Annotated in this window: 15 protein-coding genes and 1 pseudogene; 8 read left to right on the forward strand and 8 right to left on the reverse strand. The window is 68.5% G+C overall.

Translation table 11 applies throughout. The features are described from left to right. Positions 1–507 (forward strand): ATP-binding protein, encoded by a 507-nt coding sequence (locus SAM23877_RS34525; RefSeq protein ID WP_418080525.1) that lies wholly within the window; start codon positions 1–3, stop codon positions 505–507. Positions 508–723: 216 nt separating this feature from the next. Here SAM23877_RS34525 and SAM23877_RS34530 read toward each other — a convergent pair whose 3' ends face one another. The 4 genes and pseudogenes from SAM23877_RS34530 to SAM23877_RS34545 all read right to left on the reverse strand — a co-directional run bounded on the left by SAM23877_RS34530 (position 724) and on the right by SAM23877_RS34545 (position 3,920). Beyond that, positions 724–1,290 (reverse strand): GNAT family N-acetyltransferase, encoded by a 567-nt coding sequence (locus SAM23877_RS34530; RefSeq protein WP_425314775.1) that lies wholly within the window; start codon positions 1,288–1,290, stop codon positions 724–726. 124 nt (positions 1,291–1,414) lie between these two features. After that, positions 1,415–1,705, reverse strand: a pseudogene (locus SAM23877_RS39815) (VOC family protein); the annotation flags it as partial. Between the two features lie 29 nt (positions 1,706–1,734). Further along, entirely contained in the window at positions 1,735–2,511 is a 777-nt protein-coding gene (locus SAM23877_RS40925) for a hypothetical protein (protein WP_053141735.1), read from the reverse strand. A gap of 440 nt (positions 2,512–2,951) precedes the next feature. Next, positions 2,952–3,920 (reverse strand): AraC-like ligand-binding domain-containing protein, encoded by a 969-nt coding sequence (locus SAM23877_RS34545; protein WP_063796803.1) that lies wholly within the window; start codon positions 3,918–3,920, stop codon positions 2,952–2,954. A gap of 383 nt (positions 3,921–4,303) precedes the next feature. Here SAM23877_RS34545 and SAM23877_RS34550 point away from each other — a divergent pair, with 383 nt between their 5' ends. Both SAM23877_RS34550 and SAM23877_RS34555 read left to right on the forward strand, forming a co-directional pair. Next, positions 4,304–5,197, forward strand: coding sequence for a hypothetical protein (locus tag SAM23877_RS34550; protein ID WP_053141737.1), 894 nt, complete (start codon positions 4,304–4,306; stop codon positions 5,195–5,197). Between the two features lie 84 nt (positions 5,198–5,281). After that, positions 5,282–5,752: a hypothetical protein gene (locus SAM23877_RS34555; protein ID WP_053141739.1), complete on the forward strand. Its 471-nt coding sequence runs from the start codon at positions 5,282–5,284 to the stop codon at positions 5,750–5,752. A 162-nt stretch (positions 5,753–5,914) separates the two neighbouring features. Here the strand turns inward: SAM23877_RS34555 and SAM23877_RS34560 are convergent, their stop codons facing one another. Then, positions 5,915–6,952: a terpene synthase family protein gene (locus SAM23877_RS34560; protein WP_053141741.1), complete on the reverse strand. Its 1,038-nt coding sequence runs from the start codon at positions 6,950–6,952 to the stop codon at positions 5,915–5,917. 321 nt (positions 6,953–7,273) lie between these two features. On the opposite strand from SAM23877_RS34560, the gene SAM23877_RS34565 reads away from it, so the two are divergent. The 3 genes from SAM23877_RS34565 (at position 7,274) to SAM23877_RS34575 (ending at position 9,909) form a co-directional block, all read left to right on the forward strand. Beyond that, positions 7,274–8,038: a GNAT family N-acetyltransferase gene (locus SAM23877_RS34565; protein WP_053143168.1), complete on the forward strand. Its 765-nt coding sequence runs from the start codon at positions 7,274–7,276 to the stop codon at positions 8,036–8,038. Positions 8,039–8,203: 165 nt separating this feature from the next. Further along, positions 8,204–9,190: a class A beta-lactamase gene (gene bla, locus SAM23877_RS34570; RefSeq protein ID WP_063796804.1), complete on the forward strand. Its 987-nt coding sequence runs from the start codon at positions 8,204–8,206 to the stop codon at positions 9,188–9,190. Positions 9,191–9,468: 278 nt separating this feature from the next. Beyond that, a complete protein-coding gene (locus SAM23877_RS34575) occupies positions 9,469–9,909 on the forward strand; it encodes an OsmC family protein (protein WP_053141743.1) in 441 nt (146 codons plus the stop codon). A 924-nt stretch (positions 9,910–10,833) separates the two neighbouring features. Here SAM23877_RS34575 and SAM23877_RS34580 read toward each other — a convergent pair. Together SAM23877_RS34580 and SAM23877_RS34585 are read right to left on the reverse strand one after the other, a co-directional pair. Next, positions 10,834–11,625 carry a DUF1963 domain-containing protein gene (locus tag SAM23877_RS34580; protein WP_053141744.1) on the reverse strand — a complete coding sequence of 264 codons (792 nt, stop codon included), beginning with the start codon at positions 11,623–11,625 and terminating at the stop codon, positions 10,834–10,836. Positions 11,626–11,737: 112 nt separating this feature from the next. Then, positions 11,738–12,358: a hypothetical protein gene (locus tag SAM23877_RS34585; RefSeq protein ID WP_053141746.1), complete on the reverse strand. Its 621-nt coding sequence runs from the start codon at positions 12,356–12,358 to the stop codon at positions 11,738–11,740. 294 nt (positions 12,359–12,652) lie between these two features. Here SAM23877_RS34585 and SAM23877_RS34590 point away from each other — a divergent pair, with 294 nt between their 5' ends. Further along, positions 12,653–13,045 (forward strand): DUF6355 family natural product biosynthesis protein, encoded by a 393-nt coding sequence (locus SAM23877_RS34590; RefSeq protein WP_053141752.1) that lies wholly within the window; start codon positions 12,653–12,655, stop codon positions 13,043–13,045. A 101-nt stretch (positions 13,046–13,146) separates the two neighbouring features. Here the strand turns inward: SAM23877_RS34590 and SAM23877_RS34595 are convergent, their stop codons facing one another. Beyond that, a complete protein-coding gene (locus SAM23877_RS34595; RefSeq protein ID WP_053141755.1) occupies positions 13,147–14,136 on the reverse strand; it encodes an alpha/beta fold hydrolase in 990 nt (329 codons plus the stop codon). A gap of 267 nt (positions 14,137–14,403) precedes the next feature. Here SAM23877_RS34595 and SAM23877_RS34600 point away from each other — a divergent pair, with 267 nt between their 5' ends. Next, positions 14,404–15,234 (forward strand): alpha/beta fold hydrolase, encoded by an 831-nt coding sequence (locus SAM23877_RS34600; RefSeq protein WP_053141757.1) that lies wholly within the window; start codon positions 14,404–14,406, stop codon positions 15,232–15,234. Positions 15,235–15,274: the final 40 nt, after the last annotated feature.

Genomic DNA, 15,274 nt, shown 5'->3' on the forward strand with positions numbered 1-15,274 from the left:
ATGAACGGGGTAGCGAAGGTGGCCGCAGTGGAAGCAACGCCTGTGGGTGAGGACGGCCCGGCGCCGTATGAGCAGGTCCTCCAGACGACGACCGCCCTGGACGGTGACAGCGCGGACATCGGCCGAGCCCGCCACGTGGCAGCGGCCTTCCTGTCCCGGGTTCAGGCCGAGCACGGGCTGCCGGTGTCCCAGCGGGCGATGGAGGTGACCCAGCTGGTGATCAGCGAGCTCGTCACCAACTCCCGCAAGTACGCGCCGGGCCCGATCCTGGTGGATCTGAGGATCACCGGTGACATGGTCGAGGTGGCGGTGTGGGACTCGGACTCCGCCCTGCCGATGGCACGGGCTGCCGATGCCGGCCGGGTCGGCCAGCACGGGCTGGAGATCGTCATGGCGGTGGCCCAGGGCTTCGAAGCCCGCCGGGAGCCGGTCGGCAAGCGGATCACCGTCCGCATCGCTCTGTTCGACGACCCCGGCGGCGCCGTCAGCGGCCGAACCCTCCTCTGACCCTCCGGCTCTCGTCCGCCAAGCGCTGTGTCCGTGAAGGTACGCCGGTTGGTGTTCGCGCCGGACACCACTCGGCCGGCCCTCGTGCACCCTCAGCGGGCGGGAGGGTCGTCGTCCCCGCCTGCTCAGCTCTGCCGAGGGGGACTTCGTGTCCAGACGGCGACGACGTGCCCGGCCGGACCCAGCCAACCGGTCACCCGTCGGTCCGTGCCCCCGTCAAGTGAGCGGAAGCCGGCAGGCAGGGACCTCAAAGACCAGTTCGAGACCATCCTCCTCATCCCACTGCTCTCCGACCTGGACGAAGCCGAAGCCCGAGATCGTGGCCAGGGACGCCACGTTGTCGGGGCCGATCGTCGCCCGCACGGTCGTGACCGTGGGCTCCGCTCCTGCCAGGCGAAGCAACTCGACCAGCGCGGACCGGCCATATCCCTGGCGACGGAAGTCGGGGGCGACGGAATAGCCGATCTCGACCATGCCGGCCTCATCGGGAGGTCCGTGGAACCCGGCATGTCCGACGACGAGACCTCCGTCGCCGACGACCGCCTGCCGCACCATCCACCGCGCATGGCCGGGATCGGCGGCCATCTGGTCGAGCCGGAACTGCCACAGCCACCGTGCGCTGTCGGTCATGAAGTACTCGGTCAGCGAAATTCCGGCCTCCCTGCCGGCCCCGGACAGGTCTCCAGCCAGCAAGGCGGACATCGCACCACCGGCCAGCTCGACAAAACGGACGCGTTTCGGGCTCCGCAGGAGCGGTCTCCGGAGATCGGCTTCATCTGTCACCTGCGGATGCTCGCTGACGAACCCGAAACATGTCCAACGATTTCGAAGCAGGCCGCCGACCAGCTCGCGCCACTGTTCACCGTCACCACCTCACTGCGGTGACCATTCCTGGTCACGGCGCCAACTAGCCCTGTACCAGGGTGCGCAGGACGCAGAATTCGTTCCCCTCGGGGTCTGCCATGACCACCCAGTTGCGGTCCGCTCCTTGGCCCACGTCCGCCCTGGTGGCGCCGAGGCCGAGCAGTCTGGACACCTCGTTCTCGGTGCTGCGGTCGATCGGACTGACGTCGAGATGCAGCCGGTTCTTGACGGTTTTGACCTCCGGCACGCGGATGAACACGAGGGTGGGCGGCATCTGGCGGGCCCGGACCTCCTCGACGGTCGGCACCCAGGAGCCGATCTCGACCTGGCGCTCCCGCGGGGCAGAGCGCACGCGCCGGCCGATCAGTTGCCCCGCGTATTCCGTGTCATCTCGACTGCCTCGGTGATGGCGCGTTGCCTGAGATCGCCGAACAGCTGCATCGTGACGGCGGCCAGGACGTCGTCCCCGCCGACAGTACGCCCGTCCCCGCAGCGGGTGGACAGGGCGAGGAGGGGGTCCTTGAGCAGCGGGACCGGGGCCGGCTCGCCCGGCACCACCGGACTGACCGTCCCGAACCGCTTGACCCCGCCCTCGCGGACGACCTTCGCCGCGTCCCGGGCCAGGCCCGTCAGGAACACGCTCGCGATTCCGTCCAGGTCGCGGACCATCGCCGGGACCGCCCTCACCCCCCGGCTCTCCAGCAGCCTTCTCACCCCGGCCTCGAACCGGTGGGCGCCGGCCACACCCCTGGGTGTACGCGCCCCGCGGCGCTGACGAAGAGACACGAGCGCACCATCGGCGTTGCGCACCTCGCCCATCAGGCCGTGGAAGGTGGGGCTGTGCAGGTACCACTCCGATCCCACCTCCACCTCGATGTTCCGGTCGATCGCCGAGATGAGGTCCTTGGGAATCAGCCTCTTCCTGGCCTCCTCGGCCGCCGCGCTTCTCGCGCCGTCGATGATCTCCGTCAGCACGGTCCGCGTCACCGACGCGGCAGCCCAGGCGGCCGGCCGGGAGACGTGCAACGAGGTCACGTCCCTGAACACCGCTTTGACGAGCTGAGGCTTGAACGGCAGGTCGGTGACGACGGAAGCGGTCTGCGGGGCGCTGCGCTCGGTGGGTAGGGGTTGTGTGGTCATCGAAGAATGGCTTTCTGCTGTCGAAGGTGTCAGTGGCCCGTGTGCCGCACCGGGCGGCGAGACCACAGAGCTCTGCGGAGGGTGCCGAGCCGGCACAGGGGCTGCCGGGCGGTGCCGCCGGCACACAGGGGGCAGGCGGCCCCGCCCGGATGCTCGGCGTTCCGGCGACCGGGCGTGCGGCAGGGGGCGCCACACGGGCGATGCGCTGTGGTGCGTCGCCGTGCCGATCAGGCGCCCCGGTACCTGCTGACTGGTTCACTTCGCTGATGTTGCCACCTGGGTCTGACAACGGCAGCTGCCCCAATGCGGTCGCAGAGCACCGTCGCTGCGGACGTGGTTGGTGTTCGGGCGGCGCGCCTTCGAGAAGGGCGGTCTGAGCGCGGCTCGTGGGAGTCGGGTCCTGATCAGGCGAGGCGAATCCTGGAGGCGGTCGGTGCTCCTCACGTGGAGGAGCGAGGACGGTGGTGGTCGCGCCATGCACGTGGCGAGAGTCCGTACGCCTGTTTGAAAACCTTGCTGAAGTGGGAGGCGTCCACGAAGCCCCAACTCCGCCCCACCGCAGCGATGGTGCGCGACCGCCCCTTCGGGCCGGCCAGCTCTCGCCTGCATGCGGCAAGGCGGTGTGTACGGATCCAGTCTCCGAGGCTGATGCCCGACCGGGACAGCACCGCGTAGAGGTGGCGCACGGAGATGCCGTGTGCGCGAGCGATCCGTGCGGCCGACAGATCCGGGTCTGCCAGGTGGGCCCGGACGTACTGCGTGACGCGCAGGGTGAGTGTCGCCTCCAGCGGTCCCTTGGCCAGTTCGGAGTTGCCGTGTTGCCACGTCAGGACTGCGCGGAGGAGCTCGATGCTGGGTTCCACCACGGCGTCGGCGTGCCCGCCCTGGTGCAGTTCGTCGGTGGCGGCCAGTTGGCAGAAATAGTCGAAGGCGAGACGCGCGACGGGGTTGTCGGATCCCAGAGTGACCGTGCTGGTGTCCCGTAGCAGTCGGTCGGGGAGTGCGAGCGCCGCGCGCGGGAAGCGGAGGAAGTGGTGGTCGACCCCCTCGTCGAAGAGCAGTGTGTAGGGAGAGACCGATTCGTAGACGGCCAGCTCTCCCGGCCTCAGCACGCATTCGCGGTCGTTCTGCACCACCAGGCTGGTGCCCGACACCTGGAGGCCGAGGAAGACGGCCGGCTCCTCGTCCGCCCGGGCCAGCCGCTCAGTGCGACGGACAGTGACCGCGGACGCCCGCGCCGTACAGAACGTGAGAGGCCCGACGTCGCCGAGCCCGATGCGGACGGAGATGTCCTCGGCCGCGGGACGATGCTCGATGTCCACCGCCACCAGCGATTCCCACACCGCGTGCCGCACCAGCTCCTCCCGGTCGCGCGGCGGAATGAACGCAGTGTCCAGGACCGGGCTCATGAGGCGGACCCGTGTCCGCGGCGGTCACGGGGTCGGCCCGACCACTCCACAGCCCGTTCCCTCACGGCTCACCCTTCGCCACGGACGCATCCCGACATCATTCTGGTAGGGATCGGTGCCGCGGTTCAACGGACACGACGGTCACACGTAGGCCCCCGGCCCAAGGTACCGAGACCCGCGCACCACCTCGCGCACGGCTGACAAAGCATCCTGCACGGCTGACAAAGTTCCGCCACCGCGTCCGGCCTACGGTCTTCAAGCGATCCCGAGACCAGATCCCCCGGAACGGCCGCGGGCCGGAGGCGGGCGTCGCGACGGGCGGCCACGTCCGCACGCCGGGCATCCAGGCCCGGCGCCACCTCGGCCGGAAAGGTGACACGTTCGTGAAGCAGAAGGCCTTCGTCGCCGCTGCCGTGACCGCGGTGTTGTGCTGCGTGGCCGGTTGCGACGTCCAGACGAAGCAGCAGGCCACTCCGGACGTCGAGGTGCGGGATCTCACCGTCCGGGAGGAGATCGAGATCGGGCGCGCCGAGGAGCGGCTCGTCAAGACCTGTATGGAGGAAAAGGGCCATCGCTACTGGGAGTTGCCGGTGCCCGGCGTGGACGAGCGCAAGGCCGGTCGCTATGTCACCGACGACGTGGAGTGGGCGCGGAAGCACGGTTACGGCCGCGGCTTCGAGGAACGGTCCGAAGAGATCCGTCGGACCGACCCGACCACCGTCTATCAGAACAAGCTCCGTCCACCGGAGCGAGCCGCCTTCAACCGGGCCCTGGACGGCGACTACCGGGACCGAATGAGCGTCGAACTGCCCGGCGGAACGGGCACGGTGGACGCTCCCCGCGGCGGGTGCGCCAACGAGGCACGTGCGAAGCTCTACGGGGACTCCGAGGCATGGTTCGTCACCCGCAAGACCATCGAGGGCATCCTGCCGCTCTACGGCCGGGACCTCATGGAGGATGCTCGACTCAAGAAGCCCCTCGCGAAATGGGCGCGGTGCATGAAGGAAGCCGGTCGCCCCTTCGCCGACCCGGGCCGGCTGCGCCGGAACCGCATGGTGGTGACGGACGGGATGCCTTCCGCCAAGGCACACGAGTTCGACAGGACACTCGCGGTTCTCGACGCGACCTGTGCCCGGAAGACCTCCCTGGCCGAGATCATGCGCGCCCTCGAAACCTCGTACCGGGAGAAGGCACTCCAGCGGTACGAAAGGGAAAGGGACGACTACCGCACGATGCGCCTGCACGCCCTGCGTGAGGCCGAAGACGTCCTTTCCTGACAGTCCACCGAATCCCCCTGCCACTTCACTCGCGGCGGATCCCTGTCCGCGATCCCTGCACCCCACCCACCGAAGGAGCTCATCATGCGCAAACTCTCTGCCGCGGCTGTCGGAGCGGCGCTTGTCGGCATCAGCTTGGTAGGCCCCCTGCCCAGCGCCTCCGCCGCCGCGGCGGCCACGTGCGCGGACAACTACGACAACGCTCTCGCCGGCTACATGTACGCCTACAACGGCGCCAACTGCGAGGGGCAACTCGGTCTCGCGGTCGGCAACGACCAGAACTGGGGCGACTCCGCGAGCAGCTTCCAGGGCTCCGACACCAACAGGGCCTCGTCAGTGCTCAACATGGGTAGGTACTCACAGGTCAAGTTCTTCGCGAACCCGACCACCGGGTCGGCCTTCAACCCTCACATCTGCCTGACCCGCGCCGAGGGTTACGCCTCGAACCTCAGCGACGACTACTTCATGGAGGACCCGGTCTTCGGCAGCGCGAACAACAGCATCAGCGCTCACATCTGGGTCGAGTTGACCGCGTGCAGCGCCCTCGCGCAGTGACGGTGCCCTGACGGGCCGCTCCGTACGGCCTCCCGGCATCACCTCGGCCCGAGGGACGAGCTTCGGCGGGGCGAGATGATGCCGCGAGGAAGTCGGTAAGGGAGTCGGAAACGACTTCGGCACCGACGGCGCTCGGCTTGGACGATGCGGTCCACCGTTCGGTCATGTCTGGCACCGTGAGGCGAAGTTGTCTGCTCTGTTCGCGGTCCGGCTGGCGGGAATGTAGCGGGATGTCTCGGTGTACCAGGCCAGCGCACCCTGGCTCATGATCTTCAGCTTGCCGATGATGTCTTGGACCCGTTCGAGATCCAGGGCGGGCAGGCCGAGATCGGTCACGTGGTCGGGGAAGACGCGTTCAAGGTGGAGGAACTCGGCAATCCGGGCTGCGATGGCGCGGGTGATCTGGTGCTCGGCGTCCGCGCGCGAGAGGCCGTGCAGCCGGCGCAGAAGATTGACGGCGTTGTGGGTGTCACTGGCTGCTTCGTCCCGAGCCGCTCCGACCAGGTCGTTCTGAAGGATCATGACGCTGAACGCCGTCTCCAGCACGTCCTGCCAGGCGGTGGTGCGGCGCACCGAAGACGGAACGTCGAAGCCCAGAGCGCCCTCGATGTAAGCCACGTCGAGGATGAGCCCGATCGTCTTGTACCTTCCCCGCAGGTACTCGCAGTGCCTCGACACCTCCAGGTCGATGTCCGGCGCGCGACGCAGACGCTCGTTGAATGCCTCGAGTCCGAAGCCGTAGAGGGCGTCGATGTTACCGGCGGCGACCTGATCGTAGTAGGCATCGCTGCCGGCGGCGGCTGTGCGCCGGCAGAGGTCCGCCAGGGAACGCAGTACCGGCTGACAGGAGTCCGAGCCACCGGCCGGTACCGCGCTGTCCCCGGCGCACCGCAGCACGTGTTCCATGTCCAGCGACAGCTTCAGCCACTGATCGCAGTCCATCTGCGGTGCGACGTCGTCCACGTAGGTCCACCAAGACCACCAGTAGGCGAGCAACAGGCCGTAGTCGAAGCTTGTGTACGGATAACAATGGCTGGGCCAAGCCCCCACCCGCATGCCCGCATACCGGGCCCGTACCTTCGGGTCGGGAAGCAGACCCATGTCACCCATCCACTTCAGTGACTGGGACTGGATCTCTTCGACGTGCGGATGGCCCACGACGGGCGTGCCGGTGAAAGCGGGAACGTCCCCGATGACCATGGAAAACCCTTCGCCTTCTACTTCCCAGCCTTGTCCTTCTCGCGCCGAAGAACACGAAAGAGCGTGCCTGCGCGCGTGTCACGACCAACGATGACAGCGGCGGCCAGCCGAAAGGCGCAAGAATGTCGGCTCGTCAGAGTGAAGGTCCGCAGAGACCATGCACGAGGGGTGCACTGCCGGAGCGTTCACATCCTCTGTGCTGGTCGGCGACGCGACACTGCCGACGGACGCCTCAAAACCACATGCGACCTTCGCCCAGGCATGCTGGGATCGATCGCTATGAATGATCATTCCCTCAACGAAGCCGACTTGCTGGACAGGATGGAGCGGAACCTGGCGGAACATGCCTGTCACCTGCACCGGAGTATGACCGGTGCGACCGTCACGGATGCTGGTGACCTCCTGGTCGCGGACAGCGGCCTGGACGACGACACGTTCAACATCGTTGCGGCGGCCCGCTTCACCGCCGCCGACGCCACGGCACGGATCACCGAGACTGCAGGGACGCTGGCTCGTACCGGCCGTCGCTTCTCCTGGTGGGTGGGGCCCGCCTCGACACCACGGGACCTCGGCACCCGCCTGACGGCGGCCGGTCTGCCGCCATCCGAACGCGAGACGGCGATGTGGGCCGAACTCGACGACACCTTGCCACCGCCTGCCGCCCAGGAACTGGACATCCAGAGGGTGGCCACGCCCGGACAGCTCGCGGACTACGCCATGGTTCTCGCCGCGAACTGGGACCCGCCCGCCGAAACCGTCCGCCGCTTCTTCGCCCAGGCAACCCCGCAGGCACTGGCCGCGCAGTGCCCGGCCCGGTACCTCGTCGGCTACGTGGAGAACCGTCCGGTCTGCTCCGCCGAGGTCTTTCACCACGCGGGGGTAGCCGGCATCTACAACATCTCGACCCTGGCCGCCCACCGCCGACGCGGCTACGGCGGCGCCATCACGCTCGCGGCACTGCGCTCGGCCCGCGACCGAGGCCACCGCATCGCGGTCCTGCAGGCATCAGCCGACGGTGAGCCCGTCTATCACCGCCTGGGGTTCCGCTCCTGCGGCCAGTTCACCGAACACGCCGTCGACCCCTGAACCGCCACACTCCAATGGCCCTCCGCCCGCCCTTCCTGAAGGTGCGGGTCACAACCACTCGTTGACGTGGCGACAGCACGACGTATCTGGAGGCGGTCGAAGCGCGTGGATCGGTGTTCCAGCGGTATTGGACATTGCCGAGTGCTCCTTGGTTGTCTTTCCGGTATGACGCGACATCTCCGACTGCGCTTATCGCTCGCCACGTTGACCGCGTTGGCGCTGCTGGGCGGCCTCGCCTGTGCGGTGGGTGCACTCACCGGCGACACGCACGCCGCCGACGGGGTGAAGGCCTCCGACAGCGCCGCCCGGGTGCAGGGCAGCGCCTCCTCCGCTTCCGGCCTGTCCAAGACGCTGAGAGCACTCGAGAAGTCCTACGACGGGCGGATCGGTGCGGTGGGCATCGATCTGGGGGACGGCCGGACGGTCGCGTACCGCGCCGACGAACGCTTCCCGTTCAATTCCTCGTTCAAGGTGTTCGCATGCGCCGCGGTGCTGGACAAGGCACGCACCGGTGACCCGGGGCTGATGGAGCAGGTGGTGCGCTGGGAGCCCGCCGACATGGCCGGGTTGACCGCGAACTCCCCGGAGACCACCGAGTACACCGACACCGGGATGACGCCCGCGCAGCTGTGCCGCGCCGGGATCACCAAGTCCGACGGGTTCGCGGGCAATCTGCTTCTGGAGCAGATCGGCGGGCCGCGCGGGTTGACCGCCTTCTTCCGCGCCGTCGGCGACCGGTCGAGTCGCCTGGACCGCCCGGAACCTCGGCTGACCGAGTGGGAGCCCGGCGGAGTGCGGGACACCACCACCCCCGCGGCGGCCGCACGGACCTTCACCGAACTCACCACCGGTGACACCCTTCAGGGCGGTGACCGGGCGCGATTGGTCGGCTGGTTGAAGGCCAGCGTCACCGGCGCCGACCGGATCAAGGCGGGGCTGCCGAAGGACTGGACGGTCGGAAACAAGACCGGCACCGGCGGCGCGAGCAACCATGGCACCGCAAGTGACCTGGCGATCGTCTGGCCACCCGGAACGGACGCGCCGCTCATCCTGTCGGTGTACACCAACCGCAACCACGACAACACCGCACACGACGACAAGGTGATCGCATCCACCGCCACCGCGCTGGCCACGGCCCTCGGCAGAGTCTGAGCGGCCATCCGCCCTGCACAGGGCAACCGGGAGGACCCACACGCGAAGCCGACTACGGACAACACCTGACGCGATAGGCCGGGCCGTACGGGCTCCAGCTGTCCCCAGGTGTCGGGTACCGTGCCGAACGGCTCCACGCTCCGTGCTGCGTCCCCCGCCGGGTCGCCGGCGAGCAGGCGTTGCGCCTCTCGGTCGGTGAGGGCTGTCGCCATACAGCCACTTCCCGACGCGCACGCGCACCCGACCAGCGGCACCGCGATACGGCTAGTGTCGACGGCATGAGCGAAAACTCGGAGCGTTCCGTCACCGTCGAACGCATCAGCAGCGGCCAGTTCGTAGCGACCAACGCCCGTGGCGGATCGATCAGCTTCGGTACCTCCCCGGGTAGCGGTCCGGACACCGGATTCACGCCTGTCGAGTTGTTCCTGGCCGCGATCGGCGGATGCACGGCTGTGGACGTCGACGTCGCCACCGGCCGACACGCAGAGCCGACCCAGTTCTCCGTGAGGGTCACCGGCGACAAGATCAGCGATGACCTGGGCAACCGCATGACGAACCTCGAGGTCACGTTCACCGTGGCGTTCCCGGACGGGGAGGAAGCGGAGCGCGCCCGTGCGATCCTGCCCCGTGCGGTCAAGGCATCCCACGACCGTCTCTGCACCGTGAGCAGAACCGTGGAGACCGGCACGCCCGTGACCACGACGATCGCCGACGCCTGACAGCTGGGCCGCGCAGAGGGGTGGGTGGTCGAGCGGCCGCACTTCGCGGCCCTCGCCGAGACCCACCCGTTTTCAGTTGCGTGACCTCCCCGAAGAGACGCCGCGCCCCATGCCGCCGAGACAGGCTGGCCAAGGGATGAGGCGACAGAGCAAGGGCTCCGTCACCTATCCCGGCCGGCCAGCCAGCCCGGCTCACCGGCCACCGCCGCGCGCGGCGGCGTCCTACCTGCGTTGCCGGTGGGGTGGCGTCGGTGGTTCTCGGTCCTCAGGCAGCCCGGCCCACACGCGTGCGGCCATTGCGTCAGCCTCGTCCTGCGGTGTCCCGGCCTGCACCAGGATGATTCCACGGGACTGGTCCGGAAACGTGACCTCCCGCATTGCCGTACCCAGCGGGCGCGGGCCCATCGGCTCGTCCGGCATGGCGGCCTCCCTTCGACGGCTGCCGCCCAGGTTACGGGGACGTCCCCGGAAAATGGGGACCCTCGTCCGGACGGGGCACAACCGCGAGTCGCGACAGGACGGAACACGTCCCTGACAGACCAAGCGGGGGAGCGGGTACTGGCAGTAGCCAGTGTGCATGCGTGATCCGGTGTCTGGGAGGAGCGACGGTGACGTCCGCCTCCCGAACAGGTGCGCCATGGCCGCGGGCACGGTTGGTGGGGTTGTTCGTCACCGTCACCGCCAAGACCGCCACCGATGTCGCCGAACGCATCCCCCGCGATGCCCTCGATGTACGCTGCGCCGCTGCGGAGATCCGCGCTTGAACACGGATGTAGGCACTGGCCAGGCCACAGGTCGTGCCCAAGCCGGCTCGCCAGGTTTCCGCGTCGCGCAGGCAGCCTGCGAGAGGTGCGCTGCGCCCGCTTTGAGCTAGGCCGCGTGCTTCGGCTGCGCACACGGTCCCCAGTCGGCGGTGGAGGGCGGTCACTGTTCTTGGTGGGTGAAGACGCGGTCGAAGCGCAGGGCGGCCAGGTCGTGGCGCTGGATGGCCCAGACGACGGTGGCGGATTCGATGGAGTCGAGGTCCTCGTCCTGGCAGGTCCAGGATGCCAGGTTCACCCAGTCTTCACCGTCCTCGGCTTCCAACAGCTCGTCCAGTTCCGTGGCCGTTGCATTGCCGCCGAGCTGGATGGGCCCGCTCACGTCCAGGAGTTGCGGGTCGGTCGCCCTTTGCCAGACTTCGCCGAGCTTGAGGGCGAGGTCCTCCTGCTCTTCGTCGTGCTCTTCGCCCCACTGTTTGCGGGCGAAGTCGTACGAGTCGAGTGCGGAGAGGCCGGACCCGACGATGCCGAGGGGCCGCTGTCGGTACGGGCTCTGAGTCGACGAGGGCCCCGTGGAGGGACGTGGCCTGGTCGGCGTACCGGCCGGGACGTAGCGCACGGCGTCGGAGGTGATGCCTTCGCCGTTGCCGTCCCACTCGACAGAGGCGAAGAACAGCAGCCGGCCGTCGGGGGGCAGCGGAAGATCGGTTGCGCGCTCCGGCAGCAGAGCGCAGTCGATGGAGAAGACGAAGGGGTTGGCTGGGATCGGCGCGCCCAACGGCAGGGACGGATCACCGCCCCTCTGGCCCACGCACCGCGGCCCGTTGCTCTCTGCGAGATGAATCGCGGGGCGGACGCCGCGTATGAACGCCTCGACGGTCTGCGGGGGAAGATTCCTGGCGGCGGCCTGGGAACGGAAGAGCTCCGCGGCGACAGCGAGGTTTTTCTCGAACATGCATGCACCCTAAGGGAGGTGCGCTGTCCACGACGTCGTAACCGAGGCCCTGGAACTGCTCGATGCGGTACCGGAGTTCAGGGCATCAGCGATGGACGCTTCCAGCCTGCCGTCATCGGCCGTGTCGGATGAGGACCTCTCGCACGCTGGTCAGGTCCGCTTCCTTCTGCTTTTCGTCGTCGTACCGACCGTCCTCTTCCCGGATCGCGACGCTGGTCTCCGCGGTGAAGTCCTGGCCGAACCGGTAGACGCCCAGGCAGTAGTCGAAACCGGACTCGCCGAAGAGGTCCACGTCCTCGCGGCGGCAGTGCTCCGCCAGACCGCTGGACACGTGCCAGTGTGTGCCGTCGTACCAGAAGACACCGCCTGCGTAGTGAATGGTCCGGCCCGTCGCGGAGTCCGTGAGGTTCAGAGACTCGTAGTTTTCGGGACGGTCGCGGACCAGGGCGACCAGGGGTTCGGGGACGCCCTCGAAGAAGGACTCCTGAAGGGCGAAATCTTCCTCGGCGTACAGGTTCAGCGACGACTCGTGGTCGAACGTCAGCAGGAGTACGCGGCCGTCGTCCGTGAAGTACCAGACGGCGGACTGGCCGCCGCGGTCGTTCCATGCCAGCCGGTGTGCGCCGGCCACCGTCACCGGTTTGACCTCGGCGAGGTCGTCCACGACGGCCGCTCGGTGCCGTACTTCTGGGAGGGGTGTCGCCACCAGGGCGTCCCATATCGCGTTACTCATGGCCGCAGAGTATCCACCGCCTACGACAAGGCCGTCACGGACCATCTCGCCGACCTCCCCGTCGCCTCATCTGGTCAGCAGGGCGCGTTGGGCGCTGCTGACTGCAGACGGACGGGGCGCCGCTCCAGCCTTTCCGCTTGACCCCCTCGTCACTCGATGTGGTGACATGTGGTAGTTGATTCACTGCAAGGAGTTACTATCGCTGCACCAGTGCGACGCGTCAGAGGTGTCGTGGTGTCAGGCAGAGCCGATCGACTGGTCGTCCATCGCCATGGCTCACCTCAAGGAGTGTTCGTGAAGCTCTCCCTCCGTCCTCGCCGTGCCGTTCTGGCGGCAGCGTCCGGTGCCCTCACCGCGCTGGCCGCGGTGGCGCTTCCGGGTCCGGCCCATGCCGAGTCCGTGCGTGGTCCAGAAGTGCGTCAGGCGGCTGCCGGGTCCCTCGCCCCGTGCGGCTTCTTCCGGTACAGCGTCCGCGAGTCCCAGTTCGCCGGCTACGGCCACTGTGGAGAGACGACGGTACTGGTCCACGTCGACGTCAGGGGCGGTGGCAGTACGAACGACTACCACCTCTGTGTCGGCCCCGGCGCCACCCAACTGCCCGGCGCCGGTCCGAACTACCTCAACGCGTACTACATCGGTGGAGCCGGTTGCGCTCTCGGGTCACGTACGGGGCACTCGGCCCACTGAGCCGAGCCCGAGGGTTGGATGGGCCGTCCGCACCGCTGCCCACGTGAGCGTCGGTGATGTTCGCGTAGATCGATCAGGGTCAGGGCGACACCGGGGAAGGCCTAGGACGCGTGGGCGGGGCGGCGTGTGCGCAGGACGAGGGTCGTGCCGCCCGCGACGGCGAGTGCCGAGGCTCCCGCCATGGCGGCGAGCGCCGGAGCGGACGTGCCGGTGCCGGCGAGGCTGGGGCGGGAGTCTTCGGCCGCCCGCAGGATCAGTCGGGTGACGTCACCGGGATTGGTCTCCATGACTGCGTGCGGCGCGTCGACCTCGACGGTGGTGGAGTCGGCACGCTCGGCCATGAAGCGCAGGTTCTCGGTGCCGATGGTGCGGTCGTCCGTGGGTACCAGGTACCAGGAGGGGATCGTCTTCCAGGCCGCTGCCTCGGTCGGCTCCGATCCGGTGACGACCGCCGCAGGGCGCTGGGCTGCCGCCAGGATGTCGGCCTGGCTCCGGTCGAGCCGGTCACTCAGGAACACGTCGCTGAACTTGTCGGGCTTGATGTACAGGTCCACATCCGTGGGCCCGTCGCCGAGGGGGACTGCGTCCAGGGCGGTGGGCACGGGAGCCTCGGGGTCGTCCGTGAGGCGACTGCCGGGGTATTTGGCCGCCAGTTCCAGCGTGGTCTCACCCTTGTCCGGCGCGAAGCCCGCCACGTAGACGAGCGAGGTGACGTTCGGGTTCCCGGCTGCGGCGTTGGTGATCACGGCGCCGCCGTAGGAGTGGCCGACCAGGACGATGGGTCCCTTGATCGACTTGAGTCGGGCCGAGAGGTAGGCGGCGTCGCCCGACAGGCTCCGCAGAGGATTGGCCGTGGCGACGACCGGGTAACCCTGGGACTGCAGTCTCTCGGAGATCTCGTCCCAGCCGGAGGCGTCCGCCCAGGCCCCGTGCACGAGCACGATCGTCGGCTTGATGCTCGCGTGGGACCCGGTGGGACCGCCGCTCTCGGAGGCCGCGGTCGGCATGGCCGCGAGGAGGACGGTCGCGGGGACGGCCAGCGCGAGGGGGAGGATGCGCCCGGCGCGGGGGTGCTGCGCTATTCGCTTCATGTTCACTTCCGTGTGGAGGGGGCTGCTCGCCGTCGACATTGCTCCGGGCCCGGTCACGCGCACAGCCGGGGAGGTCCAGGCGGGTGACTGCTCTGTTCACTCATTCGAACGAAGTGAAGAAAGTCGGGCATACCAGTAGATTTGGTTCCTGGGGTCGCGACCGACCGCGCGTCACCAGCGCCACGCCGGTTCCGGCGGCCGCCTCACCGCGTGGGCATCGCCACACGGGCACCGCACCGCATCGACAGATCCGAGCGGAGGAACGCCGTGGGAACGGTCACTACACAGGACGGCACGGAAATCTTCTACAAGGATTGGGGACCACGCGACGCCCAGCCGATCGTGTTCCACCACGGCTGGCCGCTGAGCAGCGACGACTGGGACAACCAGATGCTCTACTTCCTGGGCCACGGTTACCGCGTCATCGCGCACGACCGGCGCGGCCACGGGCGTTCCAGTCAGAGCGCGTCCGGCCACGAGATGGACACCTACGCAGCCGACGTAGCGGCGATGACCGACGCACTCGACCTGCACGACGCCGTCCACATCGGCCACTCCACCGGAGGCGGCGAAGTCGCCCGGTACGTGGCACGGGCCAAGCCGGGCAGGGTGGCGAAGGCCGTGCTCGTCGGCGCCGTGCCGCCCCTCATGGTCAAGTCCGAGGCCAACCCCGGCGGCCTGCCCATCGAGGTCTTCGACGGCTTCCGGGCCTCGCTCGCGGCCAACCGTGCCCAGTTCTACATCGACGTGCCGGCCGGGCCGTTCTACGGGTTCAACCGTCCCGGCGCCGAGGTGTCGCAGGGCGTGATCGACAACTGGTGGCGGCAGGGCATGCGCGGCGCGGCCAACGCTCACTACCTCTGTATCAAGGCCTTCTCCGAGACGGACTTCACCGAGGACCTGAAGCAGATCGACGTACCCGTCCTGGTGGCGCACGGCACCGACGACCAGATCGTCCCCTACGACGACTCGGCACCGCTGTCGGTGAAGCTGCTGCGCAACGGCAGGCTGAAGAGCTACGACGGCTACCCGCACGGAATGCTGACCACGCACCCCGAGGTCCTGAACCCCGACCTCCTCGCGTTCGTCAAGGAATAGAGCGGGACACGCTGCCGGTCGGCTTCCCCGTTCACGTTCC

The sequence above is a fragment of the Streptomyces ambofaciens ATCC 23877 genome (genome assembly GCF_001267885.1).
Lineage (GTDB): Bacteria > Actinomycetota > Actinomycetes > Streptomycetales > Streptomycetaceae > Streptomyces > Streptomyces ambofaciens.

Excerpts from the sequence above, each read along its gene's own strand:
- SAM23877_RS34555 (WP_053141739.1), top strand. The coding sequence starts at position 5,282 with ATGCGCAAACTCTCTGCCGCGGCTGTCGGAGCGGCGCTTGTCGGCATC.
- SAM23877_RS34575 (WP_053141743.1), top strand. The coding sequence starts at position 9,469 with ATGAGCGAAAACTCGGAGCGTTCCGTCACCGTCGAACGCATCAGCAGC.
- SAM23877_RS34585 (WP_053141746.1), bottom strand. The coding sequence starts at position 12,358 with ATGAGTAACGCGATATGGGACGCCCTGGTGGCGACACCCCTCCCAGAA.
- SAM23877_RS34580 (WP_053141744.1), bottom strand. The coding sequence starts at position 11,625 with ATGTTCGAGAAAAACCTCGCTGTCGCCGCGGAGCTCTTCCGTTCCCAG.
- SAM23877_RS34565 (WP_053143168.1), top strand. The coding sequence starts at position 7,274 with ATGGAGCGGAACCTGGCGGAACATGCCTGTCACCTGCACCGGAGTATG.
- SAM23877_RS40925 (WP_053141735.1), bottom strand. The coding sequence starts at position 2,511 with ATGACCACACAACCCCTACCCACCGAGCGCAGCGCCCCGCAGACCGCT.
- SAM23877_RS34545 (WP_063796803.1), bottom strand. The coding sequence starts at position 3,920 with ATGAGCCCGGTCCTGGACACTGCGTTCATTCCGCCGCGCGACCGGGAG.
- SAM23877_RS34595 (WP_053141755.1), bottom strand. The coding sequence starts at position 14,136 with ATGAAGCGAATAGCGCAGCACCCCCGCGCCGGGCGCATCCTCCCCCTC.
- SAM23877_RS34525 (WP_418080525.1), top strand. The coding sequence starts at position 1 with ATGAACGGGGTAGCGAAGGTGGCCGCAGTGGAAGCAACGCCTGTGGGT.
- SAM23877_RS34560 (WP_053141741.1), bottom strand. The coding sequence starts at position 6,952 with ATGGTCATCGGGGACGTTCCCGCTTTCACCGGCACGCCCGTCGTGGGC.
- bla (WP_063796804.1), top strand. The coding sequence starts at position 8,204 with ATGACGCGACATCTCCGACTGCGCTTATCGCTCGCCACGTTGACCGCG.